This window comes from Streptomyces sp. NBC_00019 (assembly GCF_045041015.1).
In the GTDB taxonomy this organism is placed as follows: domain Bacteria; phylum Actinomycetota; class Actinomycetes; order Streptomycetales; family Streptomycetaceae; genus Streptomyces.
Genome location: NZ_CP108302.1, coordinates 6,283,385 through 6,307,600 on the forward strand (window position 1 = coordinate 6,283,385; position 24,216 = coordinate 6,307,600).

The window sequence follows — 24,216 nt, forward strand, 5'->3', positions numbered from 1 at the left end:
CGGGGTGGCCGCCCTTCGGCATGTCCGGAATGGCTACGCCGTCTGTCCCGGAATGCCGGTTCGGCGCATCATGGAGTGAGCTCGGGGGGTTGGGGAGGTACTCCGTGTCGAATCCTTCGTGGCAGCCCGGGCAGGGCGGCGTCCCACAGCCCTGGCAGCCCTATTCCGTTCCGTCGCCCATGCTCGCCTCCCACGCCGACCGGGAGCGGGCCGTGGACGTGCTCAGGGCGGGGTACGGGGAGGGACGGCTGGAGAAGGCGGAATTCGACAAGCGGGTCGCCCGGGCGTACACGGCCCGGACCGTCGGGGAGCTGGCCCTGCTCGTCGGGGATCTGCCTCAGGGGCCCTTGACGCAGCCCATGGCCGTGCCGCGGACGTTCGTGGCCCTGCCCCGGCCGCGGACCAACGGGAAGGCCGTGGGGGCCGCCGTGTGCGGTGTGCTGTGTCTGCCGACCTTCGGGTTCACCGGGATTCCGGCGGTAGTGCTCGGACAGGCGGCGCGCTCGGAGATCCAGCGCACGGGGGAGGGCGGCGACGGGCTGGCGCTGATCGGGCTGGTCCTGGGGTGGATGTCGGTCGCGGCCTGGACCGTGATCCTGACGCTGATGCTCGCGGTGGCCATCGGGAGCGGGTGAACGCTGCGCGGACGGGTTCCGCACGGACGTGTTCCGTAGGGCGGTCTCCTCTCGGAGCGGCCGCCCTCGGGCGTGTCCGGGCCTCCGGGCTCAGTACGGCTGCTGCGGCTGGAGGTACCGCTGCAGATGGTGCAGCCGGGTGTGGTGGTCCGGGTGCGAGGACAGGAGCCGGCTCAGGGCGCCCTCCTCGACGGGGACGCCGCCGTTGCGGGCGGTGACCTCGGCCTGGTCGTACTGCTCCTGCCGGTGCAGTTTGTCGAGGACGGCGGCCAGCATCGGGGCGAAGCCGAGGGCGGCCGCGTGCTCGTCCGCGCGGAGTTCGGAACGGCGGCCGACGGCGGCGAGGGCGTACGGCACACCGAGGATCAGCAGCGGGAGCCCGTACAGGGTGCTGACCGTCGCGAAGGCCAGACCGCCGACGAGCAGGACGACGAAGGCCACGCCGAAGCAGCCGAAGGCCTTCGAGACGTGGAAGGCGACCGTGGAGACCGCCTTGAGTACGCGCCAGGCGATACGGCCCGGCAGGGCGTACCAGTAGCCGAGGAGACCCGACCACGCGTGGCCGCCGACGTGGTGGCCCAGCTCATGGGCCATGACGGCGGCGAGTTCGCCGTTGGGGAGCTGGTTCATGGCGAAGCGGGTGACGCCGACGATGTGGCCGGCGGCGGCGACCGCGTTCAGGCTGTCGCTGTCCTCGACCCACAGTTCGTAGGTACGGCCCTCGACGCCGGCGCGTGCCGTCACCTCGCGCCAGACCGGTTCGAGTTTGGCTCGTTCTTGCGGCGTGGGGTAGCGCAGACGGAGCAGATGGCGCGCGAGGGCGCTTTCGGTGGGGCGGTGGAAGACGAGTGCGCCGCTGGCGATCCAGAGCAGGACCACGACGAGCGCCAAGTCGCCGAAGAGCGCGGAGACCAGACCGACGACGAAGAGACTGCACAGGAAGTTCGGCAGGTGGAGCAGGAGATTGCCGACGGCTGTGGCGTCGGTGCGGCGCTGCTGGTTGGAGAGGTGGATCCGGCGGGGGTCCGTGCTGATGTGGTGGGGGTGGGCCGGGTCGGTGGGTGCGGGTGGGGTGTTGGGGGGCGTTGCGGGCTGGGTGTACTGCGGAGGTATGGGGGCGGAGGTCTGGGGGTACTGCGGTGGGGCTTGGGGAGGGGTCTGGTGGGGGTACTGCGGCGGGATCTGTTGGTGGGGATACGGCGGTGACGGCTCGGGGTACCGGGGCGGCGGCTGGTCGGGGTATTGGGGCGGCTGGGTCATGTCGGGTCCTTCACGGGAGCGGTGGCCGGTCGGCCGGGTGTCAGCCGAGCAGCAGTGAGGTGGGGAGCAGGACCGTGCCGACGCAGAAGGCGATCAGGCCGGTTCGGATCCACTGGTGTTTGCGTACGGCGATGCGGCTCATCTCGGTGAGCGCGAGGGTCAGTGCGGCGACGGGGGCGCGGCGGGTCTCCGTCAGTGCCGTCTCCAACTGCCCCTGACGGACGGCCTCTTGGATGTCGCCGAAGTAGGACAGCGGGCGGCCGGGGGACCAGTGCGGGGAGCGGTAGCGGGGCAGGACCGCCAGCAGCAGGGCGAAGAGCGACAGGACGAGCGCGGCCGCTCCCGTCCACCACAGCACGGTGCCCACGGCGGACAGCGCGGCCGGGGTCCAGTCCCGGCCGACCAGCAGTCCGCTGAGGACACCGGCCGTCATACCGAGGGCGGCGACCAGCACGGACGCCTTGGTGTCGGCCCGGGCGACCTCCGTGCGCAGGTCGGCGAGGAGGCGCTCGCAGAGGGGGACTAGGGCGTCGGGGGGTGCGGGTGCGGGCGCCGGTGGCGGTGTCGGGTCGAGCGTTGTCATGTGCCGCTTGCCTCCGGGCCGTTGGGCCGAGTGCCGGTGCCGGTGTCGGCATCGGTGGAGGGGGCGCTGTCCGGTACGTCCGTGGCGGGCAGGGTGGGTGTACGGCCGTAGCCGGCCGGGGGTTGCCAGGGCGCGGTGGCTGTCGGTGTCGGGGCGGGTGGGGGAGTGGGGCCGGATGCCGGTGCCTGCGGGGGTTGCCAGGGCGGGGTGCCCGGGGTGGCCGGTGGCGGGGGCTGGGGGCTCGGGTAGGGGGTGGGCGCGCCGGGATAGGGGGTCTGCGCGCCCGGGGGCGGCGCGTGGGGCGTCGGGGGCTGCCAGGCGGCGCCCTGGGTGCTGTACGGGCCGGGCGGGCTGTAGGGGGCGCCGGGCGGGGGAGTGGGGGCGGGCATGGGTGATCCGGGGTATGGGGATGGCGGTCCGGGAGGGAGAGGGACGGTCGGTGCCATCGGCCCGGAGACGGGCCGGCCGGGCTCGGGGAACGGCCCTGTCTGGCCTGAGGGCGCACCGGGCTCCGCCGCCTCAGTCCCCGGGTACGGCTGGCCCGGCACGCCGACGGGCCCGGCGTACGGCTGTCCCGGTACCACCTGACCCTCGACAGTTCCCGGCATCCCTTGTCCAGGGACAGCCCCCGGCGTCCCTGGATACCCGTCACCCTCCGGCAGTTCCTGTTGTGCCACGCCCGGCATGCGTTGGTTGAGGATGTCGTGGACCGTGCGCAGGGCGAGCTGTTTCGGGCCCTCCAGTTCCCAGTTCTCCGCGGCCTCGCTGCTGAGGAGTTGTTTCACCAGGTCCATCTGGGCCTGGATCATGCGGAGTTGGTCGTCGCGCATGCTCTGCATGACCAGGCGGGAGTCCTCGGGGTGCTGGGCGAGGTGGAGGGCCCAGGCGTGGACGCCGCCCTGCTGGAGGTGCCACTGGTAGAAGGCGATCTTCTCGGCCTCGATCTGCTGCAGCTCCACCATCTGGCGGCCCTGCAGCATCGCCTGTTCGTGCTGCCAGCGCTGCTGCTGGAGCAGGAGTTCCTGCTGCTGGACGCCGTAGGCCATGGCCCGGTCCAGCTGGAGCGCGTCCTGTTGGCGGCCCCGGCGGTCCGCCTCGACGTCGATGTCCCTGCCGCGCTGCGCCACCCGGATCTGTTCCTCGGCGGAGTGGTCGATGGCCTGGAGCCGGCGCTGGTGGTCGATGTTCTCCTGGTCGCGGCGGAGCCGGACGGTCCAGGTGACCTGGAGGCCCGCCGGGGCACCCAGCGGGCCCAGCAGGCTCATCGCGTCCAGCATCTCCCGCTCGGCGGCCGCGCTGTCGGCGATCGCGAAGCGGCGGGTCACCGGACGGGCCGCCTGCTGGAGTTCACCGAGGAGCAGCCCCGGTACGTCCCGGTGGCCGGAGGCCACGAAGCGGGCCGGGTCCAGCACCTGCCAGGACAGATCGACCTGGGCCGTGAACTCGAACGCGTCGTTGTCGCTGGGCAACGGCAGTTCGGCGGTGTGCGGATGCACGCCCATGTCCACCTCGTACACGGCCGTGTACCGGTTGGTGGCAATCTCGCCGCGGGTCGGCCTGCGCGGGGGCAGATAGGCCTCGTAGCCGCCCTTCGCCGTGGCGAAGACCAGGGCGTGGTCGATACGGACGTACGACTTGAGGTTGAACTCGAAGCGCGACAGCTGACGCACGGTCAGGACCGGGTCGATCAGCTCGGTGTGCCGGTCGGCGTTCTGCTGCCACTCGGGCTGGCGGAAGGTGGGCATGCGGCGTGTCTCCTCGGAGGTACCGGTCCGGTGCGGGTCAGCGGTTGGGCAGCGTGGTCAGCAGGCGGGCCGCGACCGGGGGCGGTGGGTTGCCGTCCTCGCCGGACATGGTGCGGAGCAGGTGGCTCAGGCGCTGGTGCTCGGTGGACGTGGTGACGAGGGCGGGGAGGAGGGCGGCGAGCGCCCACTCCACGGCGGTGGACCGGTCGGCGATCAGGACCCAGCCGCGGAGCACGTCGAGGGCGTCCCGGGTGGTGCGCGGGTCGGCGAGCGCGGTCCGCCACAGGAACGGCACGCCCTGGGCCGCCGGGCCGCTCTCGCCGGCGGCTCGGGCGTACCAGCTGAGGACCAGGGGGGTGCCGTAGGGCTCGTCGTCCTCCTTGCGGGCGCAGGCCGACACGAAGCCGCCGAGGGTGAGGTCGCGTACCGCCCGGTCGTCGTCGATGTGGGCGCGCAGTTCGGCGAGGACCTGGTCGCTCGCCGAGGACAGCAGCAACAGGCCGACGGACTGGGCGAGTTCCACGACCAGTTCGTCGTCGGTGCTGTCGGGCGCGTCGGCGTAGAGCCGTCGTACGGCACCGCGCAGCGCGGCGAGGGCCTGCTCCGGGCGTTCCGGTCCGAGCAGCCCGTACGCCCGGACCGCCACCCAGCGCAGCCGCGGGTCGTCGCCCGAGCACCAGGCGTCGAGGATGCGGGGGATGTTGGGGGTGGCGATGAAGTGGGCGAGGGTGAGCGCGTTGACGGCCACGAGCCGGTGCTTGAACCACTTGGACATGCCCCAGGGCTGGATGACCAGTGCCATCGCCGACGGCAGGTCGGTCCGGGCCAGGACGGCCGCGGTGGACGCGGCGCGGGTGCGTACCAGGGGGCGGCCGTCGTCGGCGAGGCGGCGCAGCCAGCGGATCAGCGCCGGGCGGGCGGAGGGGTGGCCCGTCCAGACCTCGCGGAGCAGTACTCCGGAGGCCCGTTCGTCCAGGAACTCGGCCTTCTTCTGTGTCACCGGCCCCCATTCCGTGTGTTCCTCCGCCAAATAGGCCTTCGCGCGGGCGACTTGGAGACGTTTGCGGACGTGGGTGCCGAAGACGGGGACCTCGGGGACGCGGGCCGGGTTCTCGGTCTCCTGGAGGAACCGGTAGAGGAGGTCGCTCAGTTCGGCGGTGAGCGGGTAGGGGCCGCCGTCGAACGCGGCGAGGGCGAGGAGGAAGGCCTTGTCGCGCAGGTGCAGGGAGGTCTCGTCCTCCGCGAACCACTCCTGCACCTGGTTCTCCAGCGCCACCCCCGAGAAGTCGGCCACCGTCCGCTCGTCCGCCTCCCCGGCCGCGTACCGGGCGAGCAGCTCGGCGAAGCGGGCCACCTCGCGGGGCTGGTGGCTGCGGCCCAGGAAGTCGGTGACCTGCGTGCGGGCGAGCAGGCCGGCGGCGGTCCCCGGGTCGGTGAGGGTGCGCAGATGGGCGGCGAGGACGTCGGCCGCCGCCGGGGGCGGCCACTCCTCGGGGGTGACGTCCTCGACGGGGGTGGTGGGTCCGACGGTGACGACCAGATAGGCGTCCTGCGCGGCGAGCCGGTCGCGGACGGTCAGGAGATGGTGCTCGCGCAGCGGGTTGTCGCGGCGGGTGGTGAGGTCGAGGAGGACGTAGCCGCAGGCGCGGGGCGGCTCCTCGGAATTGTCTCCGGCTTCGTCCGCCGCCTTGTCGCCGGGGAACTTGTCGGCCAGTTCGCCCGGTCGCGTGTCGCGGTCCAGTACGCGTACGGGGGTGACGCCGAGCCGGTGCAGCAGCATCAGGGCCGCCGTGCGTCTGCCGGTGAAGCGGCCGCCGGACAGCACCAGGACCCGCTCCTGCCGTAACCGCTCCGCCAGGCGGGCCATGAGCTCCTCGTCGGCGGCGAAGTGCGTGGCGAGCTCATCCAGCGTGGCGCTCGGGACCTCTCCCGACGCGGGGGACGCGGGGGACGCGGGGGAGGCGAAGGACGGGAAGTTGAGCTGGAAGACCTCCGTCCTGCTGCCCAGGTAGACGTCGCCGGAGAAGTTCCCGCCGCTGATGCCGCCGTGCTGGGTGCCGCCGTGCAATCCGCCGTTGAAGGCGGCCCGCGCGCCCACGTTCATGATCCGCGGGCTGTGGTCGACCAGGTCGCGCCGGGCCGACCAGGCGTTCTGCGGCTGGTCCCGCTCCTCCGGCTCACCCTCCGCCCCGGGCCGTGCGCCGTCCGCGGTCTCGGTGTCGCCGCCGGGTTGCTGCGGTACGGCGTTCGCGGCGCCCGGGCGTTCGGGGGCCGGCGCCTCCGGGGTGCTCACGCGCCCTCACCCCGCTCGGCGCCGCCCAAGGTGACGTTGCCGTGGAAGTTGCCGCCGCTGATGCCGCCGTGCTGGGTGCCGCCGAAGACACCGCCGTTGAACGTGCCCCCGTGCACGTTCACGGCGGAGCCCGGCGCCGGGGCTCCCCTGCTTCCGTCCGGCGCCGGGCCGTCCTCGTGGGGGCCGCCCTGTTCGGGCACCCGCGGCGCCGGGCGGTCCCCCGATCCGCCCGGCGCCTCCCCCTTCTCACGGTGGTCCTGGCCGGTCGCCGCCCCGGGCACCGGTCCGTGCAGCCACGCCGTCAGCGGGCCGTTCTTGCTGTCCACGGTGACCTCGTGGAAGCCGTCGGAGGGGATTCCCGGGTGGTCGTGCCGTACGACTCCGCCGTACAGCGGGTCCGAGACGCACAGCGCGAAGTCGTCGGCGCGCTCGCGCAGAGCGGCGCGCAGGATGTCGGCGTCCAGCAGACGGCAGGCGTGGTTCAGGTCGGAGCCGACCCAGCCGTCGTGCGCGTCGACGGCGACGTAGCCGGTGGCGACGACGGCTCGCAGCCGGATCTGGGCCGAGCGGGAGGCCATCCGGTTGACCGCCCTCAGCTGGGCCGGGACCTCGCTGAGCAGCGCTCGCAGCAGGGCTGTGACCGGGGCGTTCGCGTCGATGAGCTCCATGACCGAGTCTCCGCGGTCGGCTCGTAGCCGGAGGGTCTCGTCGATGCCGGCACGCTGCAGGGTGCGGTCGGTGATGTCGTAGAGCATGCGCCGCAGATAGGCCTGCTCGACGTCGTCCCGGTCGCTGTACCTCTCGATGTCCACCAGCAGGATCGTCCGGGTCACGGGGTCGCTCATGGTCGCCTCTCGAGGGGGGTGGGGCGTGCAGACGAGAAGCGTGCGGGAGGGAGGGGTGGGACCTGGAGGGCGGATGACGCAGTTGAAATGTGACCGTGTGCACAGAAGGGGCGGCGGGGTAGGGGGTGCCGCCTCGTGTCTCGTTGCCGTGTGCGGGTGAGTCGTGGCTGGTCGCGCCCACGCGGCGGAGCCGCATATCGACACAGCCCTGCGCCCCTGAAGGCGGGCTGCGCCGCCTCAGGCCCGCGCTCCTGCGCCTCTGAAGGCGGGCTGCGCCGCCTTCAGGGGCGCGTGAGCCCGGGGATCAGTCCTCGCGTGGCTGTTGTGGGGAGGGGATTCCCGTCGCCGGGCCTGTCGCCGCTATTCGGCGCAGTACGTCCGGGCGCATGATCAGCATCGCGCGCCTGCCCGTGGCGACCACGTTCTTGTCGCGGAGTTCCTTCAGGAGGCGCTGGACCATTTCCCGCGACGCGCCCACCGAGCCCGCCAGTTCCTGCTTGCTCAGGGGGACGGCGAGTTCGATGCCCTCCGGGGTGCGGCGGCCGTGGGTGCGGGCCAGGTCCAGGAGCAGGACGGCGAAGCGCTCCCGCACGCTCATCGACGCGAACTCCAGCCGGCGCCGGTCGGCCGCGCGGGTGCGGTCCACGGTGAGGCCGAGCAGGGCGAAGGAGGCCGCGGGGGAGCGGTGCAGGAAGCCCCGGAAGCGCTCCCGGTCGACGGCCACCGCCCTGACCTGCTCCAACGCGGTCACCGTCGCTCCTCGCGGTCGGCCCGTGAGCGCCGCCGACTCGCCGACGACGTCACCGGGGCCGCGCAGGGCGAGCAGGGCCTCGTAGCCGCTGGCGGCGGACGCGGTGACCTTGGTCCAGCCGTGGACGAGGAACAGGACGTGCGCGGACGGCTCCTCCTGGCGGAGCAGGACCGTGCGCGGCGGGAAGTCCAGGTTGCGGCCGAGCGCCAGCAGCGTCGAGCGGTCCTCGTTCTCCAGCCGCGCCAGGAACGGCACCCGGTCGTCCAGTCCCCCGTCGTCCGGCGAGTACGCCGGCGTCCACGTCGTCATGCCTCATCCCCCGAATCCCCCGGCGAATCCCGTACCCGAATCGGAACCTGCCGCCGATCCCGTGCAGCGGACGGGTCAACGTACTGAACGCCCAAGATCGAGTGGGGCGGAAGAGCGCGAATCGGCCACTGGCGCCGGCCGCACCCCTTGACAGTCAAAAGCCCGGCGTGTCGGGGCCCGCTCCATTTGTTTTGACCGAAGTCCTTGAGGTAGGTACGCTCAGACCTTGTGCCTGGGGTGTGCCCTGGCTCTCGTGCGTGCCATCAACCGCATCGCGAGCCTCCATCGGCCACCGTGAATCCGCGCCCTTCTCGCCTTCGGGTGGAAGTCTGCGGGATCCGACACACCCGACCGCGTGGGTCGGAGTTGTTCCAGGTTAGCTTCACCATTCGGCACACAGAAACCGGAGAAGTAGTGCCTACGATCCAGCAGCTGGTCCGGAAGGGCCGGCAGGACAAGGTCGAGAAGAACAAGACGCCCGCACTCGAGGGTTCGCCCCAGCGTCGCGGCGTCTGCACGCGTGTGTTCACGACCACCCCGAAGAAGCCGAACTCGGCCCTGCGTAAGGTCGCGCGTGTGCGTCTGACCAGCGGGATCGAGGTCACCGCTTACATTCCGGGTGAGGGACACAACCTGCAGGAGCACTCCATCGTGCTCGTGCGTGGTGGCCGTGTGAAGGACCTGCCGGGTGTTCGCTACAAGATCATCCGCGGTTCCCTTGACACCCAGGGTGTGAAGAACCGCAAGCAGGCCCGCAGCCGCTACGGCGCCAAGAAGGAGAAGTAGAAAATGCCTCGTAAGGGCCCCGCCCCGAAGCGCCCGGTCATCATCGACCCGGTCTACGGTTCTCCTCTTGTCACGTCCCTCATCAACAAGGTGCTGCTGAACGGCAAGCGCTCCACCGCCGAGCGCATCGTCTACGGCGCCATGGAGGGTCTGCGTGAGAAGACGGGCAACGACCCGATCATCACGCTGAAGCGCGCGCTTGAGAACATCAAGCCGACCCTCGAGGTCAAGTCCCGCCGTGTCGGTGGTGCGACGTACCAGGTTCCGATCGAGGTCAAGCCCGGTCGTGCCAACACGCTCGCGCTGCGCTGGCTGGTCGGTTACTCCCGCGCCCGTCGCGAGAAGACCATGACCGAGCGTCTGCTCAACGAGCTTCTCGACGCCTCCAACGGCCTCGGTGCCGCTGTGAAGAAGCGCGAGGACACCCACAAGATGGCCGAGTCCAACAAGGCCTTCGCGCACTACCGCTGGTAGTCGCTACCCACATCGAGACCGAGAGAAGACGAAAGCCTTATGGCTACCACTTCACTTGACCTGGCCAGGGTCCGAAACATCGGGATCATGGCCCACATCGACGCGGGCAAGACGACCACCACCGAGCGGATCCTCTTCTACACCGGCGTCAGCTACAAGATCGGTGAGGTCCACGACGGCGCTGCCACCATGGACTGGATGGAGCAGGAGCAGGAGCGTGGCATCACGATCACCTCTGCTGCCACCACCTGTCACTGGCCGCTCGAGGACAACGACTACACGATCAACATCATCGACACCCCGGGGCACGTCGACTTCACGGTCGAGGTGGAGCGTTCGCTCCGCGTCCTCGACGGTGCCGTCACGGTGTTCGACGGTGTCGCCGGTGTCGAGCCGCAGTCCGAGACGGTGTGGCGTCAGGCCGACCGTTACGGCGTGCCGCGCATCTGCTTCGTGAACAAGCTGGACCGTACCGGCGCCGAGTTCCACCGCTGCGTGGACATGATCAAGGACCGGCTCGGTGCCGTTCCGATCATCATGCAGCTGCCGATCGGTGCCGAGATGGACTTCAAGGGCGTTGTGGACCTGGTCCGCATGAAGGCGCTCGTGTGGTCGGCCGAGGCGGCGAAGGGCGAGATGTACGACGTCGTCGACATCCCCGCCACGCACGTCGAGGCTGCCGAGGAGTACCGCGGCAAGCTGGTCGAGACCGTCGCGGAGAACGACGACGAGATCATGGAGCTGTTCCTGGAGGGCCAGGAGCCCACCGAGGAGCAGCTGTACGCCGCGATCCGTCGTGTCACCATCGCGTCCGGCAAGTCCGACGGCATCACGGTCACCCCGGTGTTCTGTGGCACCGCGTTCAAGAACAAGGGCGTCCAGCCCCTGCTCGACGCGGTCGTGCGCTACCTGCCGACCCCGCTTGACGTCGAGGCCATCGAGGGCCACGACGTGAAGGACCCCGAGGTCGTCGTCAAGCGCAAGCCGTCCGACGACGAGCCGCTGTCCGCCCTCGCGTTCAAGATCATGAGCGACCCGCACCTCGGCAAGCTCACCTTCGTCCGGGTTTACTCGGGCCGCCTGGAGTCCGGCACCGCTGTGCTGAACTCCGTCAAGGGCAAGAAGGAGCGCATCGGCAAGATCTACCGTATGCACGCGAACAAGCGTGAGGAGATCGAGTCGGTGGGCGCCGGCGACATCGTCGCCGTGATGGGCCTGAAGCAGACCACCACCGGTGAGACGCTTTCGGACGACAAGAACCCGGTCATCCTGGAGTCCATGGACTTCCCGGCGCCGGTCATCCAGGTCGCCATCGAGCCCAAGTCCAAGGGTGACCAGGAGAAGCTGGGTGTCGCCATCCAGCGTCTCGCGGAGGAGGACCCCTCCTTCCAGGTTCACTCGGACGAGGAGACCGGCCAGACCATCATCGGTGGTATGGGCGAGCTGCACCTCGAGGTGCTGGTCGACCGTATGCGCCGTGAGTTCAAGGTCGAGGCCAACGTCGGCAAGCCGCAGGTCGCGTACCGTGAGACGATCCGCAAGGTCGTCGAGCGCGTGGACTACACCCACAAGAAGCAGACCGGTGGTACCGGTCAGTTCGCCAAGGTGCAGATCGCGATCGAGCCCATCACCGAGACCGACGGTCCGGCGTACGAGTTCGTGAACAAGGTCACCGGTGGCCGTATCCCGCGGGAGTACATCCCGTCGGTGGACGCCGGTGCGCAGGAGGCCATGCAGTTCGGCATCCTCGCGGGCTACGAGATGACGGGCGTCCGCGTCACGCTTCTCGACGGTGCCTACCACGAGGTCGACTCCTCCGAACTGGCGTTCAAGATCGCCGGTTCGCAGGCCTTCAAGGAGGCCGCGCGCAAGGCCAGCCCCGTGCTGCTCGAGCCGATGATGGCCGTCGAGGTCACCACGCCCGAGGAGTCGATGGGCGATGTCATCGGCGACCTCAACTCCCGCCGTGGCCAGATCCAGGCCATGGAGGAGCGCAGCGGCGCCCGCGTCGTGAAGGGCCTCGTGCCCCTTTCGGAGATGTTCGGCTACGTCGGAGACCTCCGCAGCAAGACCTCGGGTCGCGCAAGCTACTCGATGCAGTTCGACTCCTACGCCGAGGTTCCCCGGAACGTCGCCGAGGAGATCATCGCGAAGGCCAAGGGCGAGTAACACACCCCGTTCACACGCTTTAGGCTTGACACCGACCGCCGGGATTCACCCGGAAACGGAAATCCCGGCGGGCGGCATCCCAGCAAAGATCACCCTGGCGCCGATGAGCAAGGCGTACCAGAACCACTCCACAGGAGGACCCAGTGGCGAAGGCGAAGTTCGAGCGGACTAAGCCGCACGTCAACATCGGCACCATCGGTCACATCGACCACGGTAAGACGACCCTCACGGCCGCCATTACCAAGGTGCTGCACGACGCGTACCCGGACCTGAACGAGGCCTCGGCCTTCGACCAGATCGACAAGGCTCCTGAGGAGCGCCAGCGCGGTATCACGATCTCCATCGCGCACGTCGAGTACCAGACGGAGACGCGTCACTACGCCCACGTCGACTGCCCCGGTCACGCGGACTACATCAAGAACATGATCACGGGTGCGGCGCAGATGGACGGCGCCATCCTCGTTGTCGCCGCGACCGACGGCCCGATGCCGCAGACCAAGGAGCACGTGCTCCTGGCCCGCCAGGTCGGCGTTCCGTACATCGTCGTCGCCCTGAACAAGGCCGACATGGTGGACGACGAGGAGATCCTGGAGCTCGTCGAGCTCGAGGTCCGTGAGCTCCTCTCCGAGTACGAGTTCCCGGGCGACGACCTGCCGGTCGTCAAGGTCTCGGCGCTCAAGGCTCTCGAGGGCGACAAGGAGTGGGGCCAGACGGTCCTGGACCTGATGGCCGCCGTCGACGAGTCGATCCCGACCCCCGAGCGTGACGTCGACAAGCCGTTCCTCATGCCCGTCGAGGACGTCTTCACGATCACCGGTCGCGGTACGGTCGTCACCGGCCGTATCGAGCGTGGTGTCCTGAAGGTCAACGAGACCGTTGACATCATCGGCATCAAGCAGGAGAAGACCACCACCACGGTCACCGGCATCGAGATGTTCCGCAAGCTGCTCGACGAGGGCCAGGCCGGTGAGAACGTCGGTCTGCTGCTTCGTGGCATCAAGCGCGAGGACGTCGAGCGCGGCCAGGTCATCATCAAGCCCGGCTCGGTCACCCCGCACACGGAGTTCGAGGCCCAGGCGTACATCCTGTCCAAGGACGAGGGTGGCCGTCACACGCCGTTCTTCAACAACTACCGTCCCCAGTTCTACTTCCGCACGACGGACGTGACTGGCGTGGTGACCCTCCCCGAGGGCACCGAGATGGTCATGCCGGGCGACAACACCGAGATGGTTGTCTCGCTGATCCAGCCCGTCGCCATGGAAGAGGGCCTGAAGTTCGCCATCCGTGAGGGTGGCCGGACCGTGGGCGCCGGCCAGGTCACCAAGATCAACAAGTAAGTCTTGTTGGCTTGAACGCCTGGTAGCTCATAGAGCTCCTGAAGGGGCCCGTACGACTTCGGTCGTGCGGGCCCCTTCGCGTTCCCCTACGCGGGCTCGGGCTGCGGGCCGAGGGCCATGGCGGCGAGGGTGACGGCGCGGGTGATGACCCCGCCGAGCAGGGCGGTCAGGAAACCGTCGACATGAAGGCCGGAGTCCATCTGCCCGCTGAGCCAGGAGACGAGCAGCCATACGAGGGTGTCCTGGACGATGCCGATCGCGGCGAGGATCAGCAGCATGACCGGGGGCGCGGTGCGGATGGCGCTGGGATAGGTGTGGATCAGCTGGTTGACGATGAGGAAGACGATGCTCGCCAGCATCGTCTGCCAGAACGGGCCGTCGGCGACCGGAGAGATCCCGGGGAGCAGGGCGGCGGCGAGGCCCACGCCGAGATAGGTGCCGAGTATGCGTCTTCGCTTGTACATGGGCGTGATCTTCCGGGTGCCCCGCGGCCGGTGACAAGGGCTGGATCACTGGATGTTGCGCAGCGGTGGATGGTCGTACGACATCTCGCAGACGTAGAGCTGGAGGGCGTGGTCCCGGCCGATGTTCAGGTGGGTGGGCCGGGCCGAGCCCGTGTCGCCGAGCGGGAACCAGCCGCGGCTGCCGCCGTCGCACTCCCAGCCGTCGATGGTGAGCAGGGGGCGCACTGCCGAGCCGCACTCCTCGCAGGCCATCGGGAAGGGGTCGGTGTAGCTCCAGGGGGCGTGACCGCCGACCTTGCAGCCCGGGGCGACGGCGAGGTCGTACTGGTAGACCGCGCCGTGCTCCTCCGCCCACTCCTCGACCCGGTCCGCCAGCTCCTCGGGCAGCTCGTGCGGGGCCGGGTATTCGGTGACGGGTTCCGGGTGCAGGACGCAGGGCTCGGGGAGGTAGTGGTCCTTGCCGATCACCGACGGGTGCGGGGCCGCTCCTTCGGCCAGGGGGTCGATGACATCGGCGGTCGTCCGCCAGCGCAGTTCCGGGCGGGGCATCCAGCCCTCGTGGTCGAAGGGGCACCACAGGAGTTGCAGGAGGTCCGTGCCGGGCGGGCGGGGGAGTCCGGGGACCTCGTGGGCGTAGAGCTGGGCGACGGGGATCAGGGGGACGGGGCCGTCCTGCGGGATCCGGTGCGGGGTCGTGGTCCGGTCGACGACGGTCCGCTCCTCAAGGGTGAGGAAGTCGGCGCCCTCGGCACGTGGCCGGCTGTGGGCCTCGGCGAGGATGCGGCGGCGCAGGCGGAGGTCGTCGGGGACGTGGCCGAGGTGGGCGGGGCCGTCGTGTTCGGGGCAGGTGGGCCAGGGCTCGTCCGCCGGCCAGAGCAGGGGGCCGCCGATGGAGCTGTCGGTGGTGGCGGGCGTACCGGCGCGGGGGTGCAGGCGGACGGTCGTACGGGCCAGGGGGGCCAGCTCGGGGAAGGCGGCCGTCACGTCGAGGGGGCGGGGCGGGGTGGTGCGGGTCATGAGGCTGAGGTTAGGGCCGAACAGCGCCCGGGAGCAGGGGAGTTGTCGGTGGTCGCCGGTCGAGTCGGACCCGAGGCGGGGTGCGTACCGTACAAGTCGCTCATGCCTGTGGATCCGGGCCGGGCTGCCCGGAGGGGAGAGGAAAGGACTCGCTCGATGATCCTGACGATCAACGTGGCGGTTCTGCTGGCCGTCGTCATCGTCCTGCGGCTGCGTCGGCGCACCCAGGCCCGGAGCCGGGCCGACGAGAGACTGACCGTGGCCCTTGTGCTGGTGTTCGGGGTGCTCATCGCTCCCACGGCGTTCGGCCGGGGGATCCTGGACGTCGTGGGGCAGGTCGTGGAGGGGGCCTCGGGGGTGGGGGAACCGTGAGCCTGCCTGTCTAGGGTGGCCGCATGGAACGCGCACGATGGGTCTTCGGGCCGCTCGGCGGAGTCGTGGTGGCCGGGGCGGTGAACGCCACGGGTACATGGGAGCTCGCCGGAGTCTCGCCGGGGGAGTTCCTGGCGCGGCGGCGAGACGACTTCGAGCGGCTCATGGACGGGATCCGGTCGGTCTGCCGATTCGACGACGAGGCCATGGCCATCGCCGATGAGCTGGGCTGGTTCCGGGACTACGAGGTGGCCGCGGCGCATCTGGCGCTGTACTCGGGGAACCTCGCGGCCGACCCGGAGTTCCTGGACCGGCTCGGCGAGCCGCCCGTCGTCCGGCGTATGTGCCGTATGGCGGCGGATCTGCAGCTGACGGAGTTCCTGGAAGCCTTGATCGGCGTCGCCGTCCGGGCGGAGACGGAGACCGAGACGGAGGCCGGGCAGAGCGCGGCACGGATCGTCGACGTGCTCGCGACCGCGTGCGACCTCGCGGACGCGACGGGCGGCACCGCCCCGGTACAGGTCTTCCGGATGTGGCGGGTCGCGCATCTGCCGCAGATCCTCGCCCCGCGCTCCGCCACGCCGGCGTACCTGAAGTCCGGGTTCCGGGTGTACGACGAGGCGATCGAGGAGCTGCTCCTCGGGGGCGTGTGACCGATGGGGGTTCCGTGAAGGCCGGACCAACGCCGTGAGGCGCGTCGGCGAGGGTTCGGGCAACTCCGTGTCCGGGTGGGGAGGAATGTTCTTGTCTGTGCGCTGTGGGGCGGTTGTGACGCCGTAGCGTGAGCCGTCCTTCGGCCGCCCCCGGGGCGGGTTCCCCGACGACGATGGGCAGAGTGCGGATGCGCGGCGCGGACAGCCGACCGACGATTCCGATGCGTACGGCGGTGCGCGGGGTGCAGCAGCCGCTCCCGCCGCTCGTCGTGACCGAGGCGCCGCAGAGACCCGCCCCCAGGGCCCGGAAACGTCCCGGCCGCCGCCTCCACGCCATCGACGGTCTCCGCCTCGTCGCCGCCCTGATGGTGGTCGTGCACCACTACGCCGGTACGTACCGCGTGAACCAGCCGGGCAACGCGATCTGGGGCCGGCCGGTGTCGGAGATCATGCCGACGGTGTTCCGGTTCGCCTCCTACGGCTGGATCGGCGTCGAGATCTTCTTCGTGATCAGCGGCTTCGTGATCTGCATGTCGTGCTGGGGGCGCACCCCGAGGCAGTTCTTCGTCTCGCGCGTGATCCGGCTCTACCCGGCGTACTGGTTCGCCATCGTCTTCACCACGGGCGTCCTGGCGGCCCTGCCCGGTGTGTGGCCGCGTCAGCCGTGGCGCGAGGTCCTGCTCAACTTCACGATGCTGCAAGCCGGTTCGGGCGTGGAGAACGTCGACCGCGTGTACTGGACGCTCTGGTCCGAGCTCCGCTTCTACCTGCTCTTCCTGGTCGTGGTCGCGACCGGTCTGACGTACCGCAAGGTCGTCGTCTTCTGCTGTGTGTGGGGCGCCGCGGCGATGCTGACGCCGGTCGCCGGCCTCCCCCTGCTCCAGCTGCTCGCCAACCCGGAGGGCGCCTGGTACTTCATCGCGGGCCTGGCCCTGTACCTCATGCACCGCTTCGGCCAGGACCTGCTGCTGTGGGGCATCCTCGGAATGGCCTGGCTGATGGGGCAGTCGGAGCTGGGGCAGCGGATCGACGAGGTCGAGCACGTCTCCGGGTGGCGGGGGAGTGTGCTGATCTTCACCGCGTTCCTGCTGGTGATGGTCGCGATCGCGCTCGGGGCGGCTGATCGGGTGCGGGGGAAGTGGCTGGTGACGGCGGGGGCGGTGACGTATCCGCTCTATCTCATGCACTACGTCGCCGGGACGACGGTGATCAATCGGCTGCGGGATGTCATGGACGCCCGGGTGCTGGTCGTGGTGGTGATCGGCGGGTTTGTGCTGCTGAGTTGGGTGGTCCATCGGTTGGTGGAGCGGCCGGTGGCGGGGGTGTTGAAGCGGGGGTTGGACACGTCGTTCGCGCGGTTGCGGAATGCGGGGCAGGCGGGCTGAGTCCGTTCACCGGCTGGGCTTCTTCTCGAACGGCCGTACCGGGTAAGTTCACGTGTGCATACGGTTGTTGACGGTGCGCAGGTGACGGGGGTTGCGGTATGGCGGGGCATCGGCCGGCGGACTGGCATGTCCTCGACCTGGACAAGGATCCGACGCCGGGTGATCCGGACCGGGTTCGGAGTCTGGCCAGGACGCTGCATGACTTTGCCGATGATGTCTCCGATGCGCTGCGTCTTGTGAAGGGGATGTCGGACGAGGACAGCCTGCTGGAATGGGCGGGCAAGTCGGCGGAGGTCTTCAAGGACGAGTTCGGCGGGGTTCCGAAGAATCTGAAGAAGCTGAAGAAGTCCTATGAGTTGTGCGGGAACGCGCTCGCGGATTTCTGGCCGAAGCTGGAGCGTGCCCAGGCTCTCGCCGACAAGGCTCTCGCCAAGGCGCGTGAGGCGCAGGCGAATCTGTCCTCCGCCAACTCCCGTCTTTCCTCGGCTGATTCGTGGGTGACCCGGGCGAACAAGGAAGCCGACAAGTACAAGGACGATCCCACCGGCAGCAAGTCGAGTGCCGACAAGCCGGACGAGACCAAGGTCCGGGCCGCCACCAGGGATGCCCAGCACGCCAAGTCCGCGCAGACCAGCGCCCAGTCGGACGTCAACGATGCCCAGGACGCCCTGGACGCGGCGAAGAAGATGGCCGCCGATGCCCGCAAGATGCGTGAGGACGCCGCCCGCGAGGCCAAGACGAAGATCGACGAGGCTTCCGACGCCGGGATCCAGAACCGGTCCTGGTGGGAAGAGGTCGGGGACTGGTTCACCGACAACTGGGACAACATCGTCACCGTCTGCAAAGTCGTCGTCGCGGTCGTCGGCATCGTCGCGATGATCATCGGTGGCCCGATCCTGGGCGCGATCCTGCTGATCGCGGCGCTCGTGGTGCTCGCCGACACGCTCTACAAATACTCCAAGGGCCAAGCCGGCTTGATGGACGTCGCCTTCGCCGCGCTGGACTGCATACCGGGCGGCAAGGGCATCACCACACTCGGTCGGCTCGCCAAGGGCGCGAAGTCGCTGGGCAAAGCCGGGCTCAAGGGTATGGGCAAGGGGCTCAGGAACGGTCTGCGCCGGGAGGCCGACGACGCTCTGTCCAAGAGCAAGCCCACGGAGGGCCGTTGCAAGAACGGCGATCCCATCGACATGGTCTCCGGCGAGATGCTCATGGAGCACACCGATGTCGAGCTGCCCGGCCTGCTTCCGTTGATTCTGCGGCGTACCCATGTGTCGACCTACGCCTCGGGACAATGGTTCGGCCCCTCTTGGGCGTCGACGTTGGACGAACGCCTGGAACTCGACGGTGAGGGGGTTCTCTTCGCCGCGGAGGACGGGATGGTGCTCGTCTACTCCGTCCCGGCACCGGGCACCTCGGTCATGCCTCTCGAGGGGCCGCGCCGCCCCCTCGACTGGGACGGCGGGCCGGGCGCACCGCTGCGGATCACGGATCCCGTCACGGGGTGGACGCGACACTTCGCGGCACCGCAGGAGCAGCCCGTCGGCGCGGAGGCCTTCACGCTGCCTCTCGTCGCTCTGTCCGACCGCAACGGCCACCACATCGTGATCGACCGGGATGCGCACGGCGCCCCCACCGGCGTACGCCACTCCGGCGGATATCACGTACACGTCGACACCGAAGGCGAGCGCATCACGCGACTGCGCCTGCGCGATCCCGACGCGGGCCCCGAGGGCGTCACTCTCGTCCGCTTCGGCTACAGCCCCGACGGCAATCTCTCGGAGATCTACAACTCAAGCGATCTGCCGTACCGGCTGACCTACGACGACCGGGAACGCATCACCTCGTGGACGGATCGCAACGGGTCCTGGTACCGCTACGCCTACGACGAGCACGACCGTTGCATACGAGGCGAAGGAGCCGACGGCTTCCTCAGCTGCAGCATCACGTACGACACGGACGCTCGCGAGACGCGGTACACCAACTCGCTCGGTCACAGCACGCTCCACCGTTACAACGACCTGCTCCAGCGCACAGAATTCATCGACGCGCTGGGCCGCACGATCCGTACCGAATGGAATCGGCACAACCAACTGGCCTCCCGCACTGATGCGTTGGGCCGCACCACCACGTTCGAGTACGACGCACGCGGCAACCTCGTCACCATCGTCCGTCCCGACGGACACCGGACCACGGCGGAGTACGACGAACTCGATCTGCCGACCCGGGTGATCGAGGCCGATGGAGCCGTCTGGCAGCAGACGTTCGACGAACGGGGCAACCGCCTGAGGATCGTCGACCCGGCGGGTAACCCACGCCACTACAGCTACGACGAGCAGGGGCGCCCCACGGCCGTGACCGACGCCCTCGGCCACGTGACCCGCACCGAGTGCAACGCGGCGGGGCTCTCGGTCGGGGAGACCGATGCCCTCGGTCACACGACCACCGCCGAGCGCGATGCGTTCGGCCGCATCATGAGGGTCGTCAACGCCGCGGGCGGCGTGGAGCACATGGGCTGGACCGTCGAGGGAGCGCCGGCGTGGCGTATCACCGCCGACGGCAGCCGGGAGAGCTGGGAGTGGGACGGGGAGGGCAACCCCGTCGCGCACGTCGACAGGACCGGCAGTCGATCCGCCGTCACGACGGGACACTTCCACCAGCCCAGCAGCCGCGTCGACCGCTCCGGCATCGAGTACCGCTTCACCTACGACACCGAGGTGAACCTCACCCGAGTGACGAACCCGCAGGGCCGGAGCTGGGAGTACGTCTACGACGCGACCAACCGCCTGCGCTCCGAAACGGACTTCGAGGGACGCACGCTCACCTACACCTATGACGAGGCGGGCCGCCTGATCGCCCGCGCCAATGGCTCGGGCGAGGAGATCGTCTTCGTCCGGGACGTGCTGGGCCGAGCGGTCGAACAGCACACAGGCGATCAGGAGACGCGCTTCACCTACGACCCCGCGGGACGTCTGCTGCGGGCCGTGAGCCCCGAGAGCACGCTGGAGAGCTCCTACAACGCCGCCGGGCGCCTGGTGCGGGAGGTCCTCGACGGCGCCGAGACGACCTACGCCTACGACGCCCTCGGGCGCCGTACCGAGCGCCGCACCCCCAGCGGGACGGTCTCGACCTGGACGTACGACGCCGTAGGGCGCCCGGCGTCGCTGGACGCGGCAGGGCACACGGTGACCTTCGCCTACGACGCCCTGGGGAGGGAGCTGTCCCGGGCGTTCGGGGCCTTCGCGACGCTCACCCAGGCATGGGACGGCATGGGCCGCCTGACCGGACAGCAGGTACGCGGCACCCACGGGTCCGACGAGACCCTCCTCCAGGAGCGGTCGTACGCCTACCGGCCGGACGGCCTGCTGTCGGAGATCACCGAACTCACCACGGGCCGACGCACGTTCGACCTCGACCCGGCTGGACGTGTCACGGCGGTCCGCGCCCAGAGCTGGACCGAGAGCTATGCGTACGACGTCCTCGGCAACGTCCGTGAGTCGACTGGGCCCTCCGTCGGCGATGGGCCGACGGTGCGCGAATACACGGGTACGAGGCTTGTGCGGTCCGGCCGGACGACGTATGAGTACGACGGGCAGGGGCGCCCCGTCCGGACGGTGAAGCGGCTGCTCAACGGGCGGAAGCGGGTCGCCTCCTTCACCTGGGACGCACAGGACCGGCTCACGGCGACCGTCACGCCGGAGGGCGACCGATGGCGGTACCGGTACGACCCCACCGGCCGCCGCACGGCGAAGGCGCGGCTGGGCTCCGACGGCGAGGTGATCGAGGAGACCCGGTTCACCTGGGACGGCACCCGGGTCGCCGAACAGGTCACCAAGGATGCCAGGGCGACGGCCTGGGACTACTTCTCCGGCACTCATCGCCCGCTGACACAGATCCACCGGGATGCCGACGGTGTCCGGTTCCACGGGGTCGTGACGGACACGGTGGGAACACCGACCGAACTCGTCGACACCGCGGGAGAGCTGGCCTGGCACCGGCGGACGGAGCTGTGGGGGAGGGAACGGGCGCAGGACTCATCCGCAGGGATGTCGGATACGACAGTGGACTGCCCGCTGCGGTTCCCGGGACAGTACGCCGACGCCGAGACCGGCCTGCACTACAACTACGCGCGCTACTACGACCCGGACAACGCCCGCTACTTCACCCCCGACCCGCTGGGCATCGCTCCGCAGCCGAATCACTACGGGTACGTCCCGCACCCCTTCTCGTTCAGCGACCCGCTCGGTCTGGAGCGGATGCGCGGTGCGGGGGGCCGGTGGGTGAGGGATCCGGACGCTCCGGAGACGCGGCACAACCGTTCCTCGGAATACCCGCACGGCTACGACATCGAGACGCACGAGGACATGGTCACGCGCTTCACGGACGAGGGGCGGGCCGCGGGCGGATGGCCGCTCGACGCGAGCGGCAACCGGATTCCCAGGGACCAGCTCACCTGGCGCAACAACGCGGGTGAAATCATTCCCGGGGATTCCGACATCCTCACTTACGACCACAAACCGCGGGTAGTCGAGCACTGGAATGAAACTGGACATAACACCAATTACGCGGAGCGCTCGACTTGGTACAATGACACGACTGATATGGAGCCGATGACCAGGGCCGACAACGGTCGTGATGGCCAGCGTGCTCCGAATTACCGTCAGGACACCGGCCCGAACTATTCATGCAGAGGCGCTTAAAGGGAGGAAAACATGGATCCGGCTGTTGTCGTGTCGGGTTTCCCGGGGGTTGAAGAATTTCCAGGTATTCCCGATGCCTGGCACTGGTCGCCCGTGCAGGGCCTGGACTTCGCTGCGGCCCTGAGTGCGGACGGTCGACACCTCTTCCAGGTGAACGCCCGTGACACGTACGACGAAGAGCTCGTGCGTGCGCTGCTCGTGACCGCACGTGAGAACAGCTCCCGGCTGCTGTCCGACGGCACGCTGCTCGGCGTGCTGCCCGGATTCAGTCACCCCGGCCGGGATTTTGACGTCGTCGCGGCGGCACGCCCCGGCGTGCATCGGTATCACGAGGTGCAGCAGCCCGAGCTTCAGCAGGTCACATGGGCCGTATTTCCCGGATATGCGTGTGAATTCGCGGGCCCGGACCGGTATTCCCTCGAAGACGCCCGGGAGAGTTTCATCAGGTTCCTCTCCCCGGCCGATCTGGGCCGAGAGCCTGTGCCCTTCCTCAGGCTTTGGTACGACAACACGGTGACCAAGGGCGGGACGAACGGACCGGACGGAATTCTCGCGCTACCGAAGACACTGCAGCGGGAGATCAAACTGCTCGAGGGCGCTCCGGGAAGTTTCGTCCGGTTCGAGAACTTCCGCGGACAGATCTTCCGGGCCGAGTGGGACGCGGAACGAACGTGGACCCTGCTGGAAGAGTCCGAGACAGCCGCGCCGCGTCCGGTCGGACTCGCCGACCTGCTGGCCTTCGCGGAGAAGGCCCTGCATGACTGAGCCGCGACTACGTGTCTCGGACGAGGACGGCGAAACCTGGGACGACCCGTGCGAGGACCAGATCCAACGGCTCTACGCAGGGCTCAACCTGCGCCGCCGGTTCCTGGTCCTGGACCGGCTCGACGTACCGGAGGCCGAAGTCGGCCAGCACTACCTGCAGCTCGCGCTCAACGACGACCTCACCATGGTGATCGAGTACCGGCAGGGGAGCGCTGCAACGCACCATCGTGCCGACGTGCCCTTGCCGTCGGACCAGGGAGGCGAGGAGATCGCCCTCCCGGTTCTGCTCGGCTGGGCGTCCGGTCGCCCGGGGTGGAGCGAGGGAGTGTCCTGGGTGCGGTGGGACGCGGCACGGGAGTGCCCGTGGGGTGCGTAGGACAACGCCGGGGTCTCCTCGCGGTACCGGCTGACGCCGTCCATGGGCCGGCAACCGTGGCTGCGGCGGACCGAGTTCCCCTGTGGGTGTCCAGAAGCTCCGGTCTTCGGCATCCGGAGGACACCTATCCGACCGGCGAGCCCGAATATCTCCTCCATCTCGCGGAGAAAGTCGTCGACTGCGTGGATCTGCGACGGTCCTCGAAGCTGAAGAAGGGAACGGGCCGGATATGAAGCAGACGGTCTTCCGTCCCGACGCCCTCCCGGCCGACCTGCCCGCCTGATCTGGTCCGAAGACCGTACGCGCACTCCTCACCCGGCCCCGTGGGGCTTCTGACGACCGTAGGGACCATGGATCTGCCCGCCACCCTCGCCGGTTTCCCCCACGCCGCTCCTCTCTCCGGCCTGGACCGGGCATGGCAGTGGGGCCTGAACCCTGTGCTGCGCCACGCAGGCGTGCTGACCGGGGACGGAACGCGGCTGCTGCAGATGAACACCCGGGGTTCCTACAGCGAGGACCTGACCCACGCGGTCCTCACCTTCGCGCGCGAGCATGAGCGGGAGCTGCTCCAGGGAGGCCGACCTCTCGTCGAGGCGCCGATGGGTCGGAAGTACTCCTCGCAGTGCTCGCCTGACATCCCACGGCCGTCGTCCTGGACGCGAACCCTGTCCACGCCGCCCAGGTCGTTGCGCTCCAAGGTGACGACGATGTTCTCGGCATCGGCGTCGACGGCGTTCCAGACCAGCTCCTCGACCGCGCCGACAGGTCCCGAAGTCGGGCCGGCTCAGCGACGTGCTCACGGCTGGTCTCAAGCCGTACCTTGACCATGACGTGAGACCTCCCGGCGTACGTGCCCTGATCAAGACCGCAAAATAGCCGGTCCTGCGACGAGGTGAAGTGCGAAATCGCAGGGAATCGCCCGACCGGGAAGCCACCCGCGTTTGACCTGCGTCACGTCCGGGGTATTCTCTCCGGCTCGATTGGCGGAGGCCCTGCCCCATATGGCAGACTGTCCGAGTTGCTCGGTCGAGTGTTGATGCTGCGCGCCTCCCGCCGGGAGGACCGGAAGCGAGTCCCACAGTACTCGTCGCCCTAACTGCCACACGGCAGCGCTGGGGCGGACGTACGGGAATCTTTCGGGAAGCAAGGTACGGCACAGACCAGGCACCCGGTGGACCTTTCGTCCTCGGCTTGCGGTTCCGGAAGGGCCGTGCTCCCAGACAAGGGGTGCTCGAACAAGGGGCATCTGTGTCAGTAAGAGCGCGACACACCCGACCGCGTGGGTCGGAGGGCGGAA

20 protein-coding genes are annotated in these 24,216 nt (G+C 69.3%); 11 read left to right on the top strand and 9 right to left on the bottom strand.

What is annotated here, in order from left to right; translation table 11 throughout:
- Window positions 1-104 precede the first annotated feature (104 nt).
- Window positions 105-635: a DUF1707 and DUF4190 domain-containing protein gene (locus OHU89_RS29785; protein WP_405647357.1), complete on the top strand. Its 531-nt coding sequence runs from the start codon at window positions 105-107 to the stop codon at window positions 633-635.
- 90 nt (window positions 636-725) lie between these two features.
- Here OHU89_RS29785 and OHU89_RS29790 read toward each other — a convergent pair whose 3' ends face one another.
- The 6 genes from OHU89_RS29790 to OHU89_RS29815 all read right to left on the bottom strand — a co-directional run bounded on the left by OHU89_RS29790 (window position 726) and on the right by OHU89_RS29815 (window position 8,421).
- Window positions 726-1,895 (bottom strand): M48 family metalloprotease, encoded by a 1,170-nt coding sequence (locus tag OHU89_RS29790; RefSeq protein WP_405647360.1) that lies wholly within the window; start codon window positions 1,893-1,895, stop codon window positions 726-728.
- Window positions 1,896-1,935: 40 nt separating this feature from the next.
- Entirely contained in the window at window positions 1,936-2,478 is a 543-nt protein-coding gene (locus tag OHU89_RS29795; protein WP_405647363.1) for a Pycsar system effector family protein, read from the bottom strand.
- On the bottom strand, window positions 2,475-4,223 hold the full coding sequence (locus OHU89_RS29800; RefSeq protein WP_405647366.1) for a hypothetical protein: 1,749 nt from the start codon (window positions 4,221-4,223) through the stop codon (window positions 2,475-2,477). Before OHU89_RS29800 ends, OHU89_RS29795 begins: the two co-directional genes overlap by 4 nt.
- Window positions 4,224-4,260: 37 nt before the next feature.
- Window positions 4,261-6,516 (bottom strand): hypothetical protein, encoded by a 2,256-nt coding sequence (locus tag OHU89_RS29805; RefSeq protein ID WP_405647368.1) that lies wholly within the window; start codon window positions 6,514-6,516, stop codon window positions 4,261-4,263.
- Complete coding sequence (locus OHU89_RS29810) at window positions 6,513-7,361, bottom strand: hypothetical protein (protein ID WP_405647370.1); 849 nt, start codon at window positions 7,359-7,361, stop codon at window positions 6,513-6,515. The genes OHU89_RS29805 and OHU89_RS29810 overlap by 4 nt, the downstream gene beginning before the upstream one ends.
- 304 nt (window positions 7,362-7,665) lie before the next feature.
- On the bottom strand, window positions 7,666-8,421 hold the full coding sequence (locus OHU89_RS29815) for a Crp/Fnr family transcriptional regulator (RefSeq protein WP_405647372.1): 756 nt from the start codon (window positions 8,419-8,421) through the stop codon (window positions 7,666-7,668).
- Between the two features lie 414 nt (window positions 8,422-8,835).
- Between OHU89_RS29815 and rpsL the strand changes: the two genes are divergently transcribed.
- The 4 genes from rpsL to tuf all read left to right on the top strand — a co-directional run bounded on the left by rpsL (window position 8,836) and on the right by tuf (window position 13,187).
- Entirely contained in the window at window positions 8,836-9,207 is a 372-nt protein-coding gene (gene rpsL / locus OHU89_RS29820) for a 30S ribosomal protein S12 (protein ID WP_003948652.1), read from the top strand.
- A gap of 3 nt (window positions 9,208-9,210) precedes the next feature.
- A complete protein-coding gene (gene rpsG, locus OHU89_RS29825) occupies window positions 9,211-9,681 on the top strand; it encodes a 30S ribosomal protein S7 (RefSeq protein ID WP_003992340.1) in 471 nt (156 codons plus the stop codon).
- Window positions 9,682-9,720: 39 nt separating this feature from the next.
- Entirely contained in the window at window positions 9,721-11,850 is a 2,130-nt protein-coding gene (fusA, locus tag OHU89_RS29830; protein ID WP_266888968.1) for an elongation factor G, read from the top strand.
- 143 nt (window positions 11,851-11,993) lie between these two features.
- The gene (gene tuf / locus OHU89_RS29835) at window positions 11,994-13,187 is read left to right on the top strand and encodes an elongation factor Tu (RefSeq protein WP_046262552.1); all 1,194 of its coding nucleotides are present in this window, start codon (window positions 11,994-11,996) and stop codon (window positions 13,185-13,187) included.
- 86 nt (window positions 13,188-13,273) lie between these two features.
- Here tuf and OHU89_RS29840 read toward each other — a convergent pair whose 3' ends face one another.
- A complete protein-coding gene (locus OHU89_RS29840) occupies window positions 13,274-13,651 on the bottom strand; it encodes a phage holin family protein (protein WP_266888967.1) in 378 nt (125 codons plus the stop codon).
- 45 nt (window positions 13,652-13,696) lie between these two features.
- A complete protein-coding gene (locus tag OHU89_RS29845) occupies window positions 13,697-14,668 on the bottom strand; it encodes a hypothetical protein (RefSeq protein WP_405647375.1) in 972 nt (323 codons plus the stop codon).
- Between the two features lie 156 nt (window positions 14,669-14,824).
- On the opposite strand from OHU89_RS29845, the gene OHU89_RS29850 reads away from it, so the two are divergent.
- The 6 genes from OHU89_RS29850 (at window position 14,825) to OHU89_RS29875 (ending at window position 22,919) form a co-directional block, all read left to right on the top strand.
- Complete coding sequence (locus tag OHU89_RS29850; protein ID WP_266888965.1) at window positions 14,825-15,040, top strand: hypothetical protein; 216 nt, start codon at window positions 14,825-14,827, stop codon at window positions 15,038-15,040.
- Between the two features lie 23 nt (window positions 15,041-15,063).
- On the top strand, window positions 15,064-15,693 hold the full coding sequence (locus OHU89_RS29855) for a hypothetical protein (protein WP_405647377.1): 630 nt from the start codon (window positions 15,064-15,066) through the stop codon (window positions 15,691-15,693).
- Between the two features lie 221 nt (window positions 15,694-15,914).
- Window positions 15,915-17,078, top strand: coding sequence for an acyltransferase family protein (locus tag OHU89_RS29860; protein WP_405654700.1), 1,164 nt, complete (start codon window positions 15,915-15,917; stop codon window positions 17,076-17,078).
- A 98-nt stretch (window positions 17,079-17,176) separates the two neighbouring features.
- Window positions 17,177-21,778, top strand: a complete 4,602-nt coding sequence (locus OHU89_RS29865; RefSeq protein WP_405647379.1) for a DUF6531 domain-containing protein — start codon at window positions 17,177-17,179, stop codon at window positions 21,776-21,778.
- A 150-nt stretch (window positions 21,779-21,928) separates the two neighbouring features.
- Window positions 21,929-22,543 carry a hypothetical protein gene (locus OHU89_RS29870; RefSeq protein ID WP_405647381.1) on the top strand — a complete coding sequence of 205 codons (615 nt, stop codon included), beginning with the start codon at window positions 21,929-21,931 and terminating at the stop codon, window positions 22,541-22,543.
- A complete protein-coding gene (locus OHU89_RS29875; protein WP_405647384.1) occupies window positions 22,536-22,919 on the top strand; it encodes a hypothetical protein in 384 nt (127 codons plus the stop codon). The genes OHU89_RS29870 and OHU89_RS29875 overlap by 8 nt, the downstream gene beginning before the upstream one ends.
- Window positions 22,920-23,424: 505 nt before the next feature.
- Here the strand turns inward: OHU89_RS29875 and OHU89_RS29880 are convergent.
- On the bottom strand, window positions 23,425-23,664 hold the full coding sequence (locus OHU89_RS29880) for an ATP-binding protein (RefSeq protein ID WP_405654702.1): 240 nt from the start codon (window positions 23,662-23,664) through the stop codon (window positions 23,425-23,427).
- Between the last annotated feature and the right edge of the window lie 552 nt (window positions 23,665-24,216).

Bases quoted from the DNA above. Each gene is read 5' to 3' on its own strand.
- OHU89_RS29790 (WP_405647360.1), bottom strand. From the start codon at position 1,895: ATGACCCAGCCGCCCCAATACCCCGACCAGCCGCCGCCCCGGTACCCC.
- OHU89_RS29795 (WP_405647363.1), bottom strand. From the start codon at position 2,478: ATGACAACGCTCGACCCGACACCGCCACCGGCGCCCGCACCCGCACCC.
- OHU89_RS29800 (WP_405647366.1), bottom strand. From the start codon at position 4,223: ATGCCCACCTTCCGCCAGCCCGAGTGGCAGCAGAACGCCGACCGGCAC.
- OHU89_RS29810 (WP_405647370.1), bottom strand. From the start codon at position 7,361: ATGAGCGACCCCGTGACCCGGACGATCCTGCTGGTGGACATCGAGAGG.
- OHU89_RS29815 (WP_405647372.1), bottom strand. From the start codon at position 8,421: ATGACGACGTGGACGCCGGCGTACTCGCCGGACGACGGGGGACTGGAC.
- rpsG (WP_003992340.1), top strand. From the start codon at position 9,211: ATGCCTCGTAAGGGCCCCGCCCCGAAGCGCCCGGTCATCATCGACCCG.
- fusA (WP_266888968.1), top strand. From the start codon at position 9,721: ATGGCTACCACTTCACTTGACCTGGCCAGGGTCCGAAACATCGGGATC.
- OHU89_RS29840 (WP_266888967.1), bottom strand. From the start codon at position 13,651: ATGTACAAGCGAAGACGCATACTCGGCACCTATCTCGGCGTGGGCCTC.
- OHU89_RS29845 (WP_405647375.1), bottom strand. From the start codon at position 14,668: ATGACCCGCACCACCCCGCCCCGCCCCCTCGACGTGACGGCCGCCTTC.
- OHU89_RS29850 (WP_266888965.1), top strand. From the start codon at position 14,825: ATGATCCTGACGATCAACGTGGCGGTTCTGCTGGCCGTCGTCATCGTC.
- OHU89_RS29855 (WP_405647377.1), top strand. From the start codon at position 15,064: ATGGAACGCGCACGATGGGTCTTCGGGCCGCTCGGCGGAGTCGTGGTG.
- OHU89_RS29860 (WP_405654700.1), top strand. From the start codon at position 15,915: ATGCGTACGGCGGTGCGCGGGGTGCAGCAGCCGCTCCCGCCGCTCGTC.
- OHU89_RS29865 (WP_405647379.1), top strand. From the start codon at position 17,177: ATGGCGGGGCATCGGCCGGCGGACTGGCATGTCCTCGACCTGGACAAG.
- OHU89_RS29875 (WP_405647384.1), top strand. From the start codon at position 22,536: ATGACTGAGCCGCGACTACGTGTCTCGGACGAGGACGGCGAAACCTGG.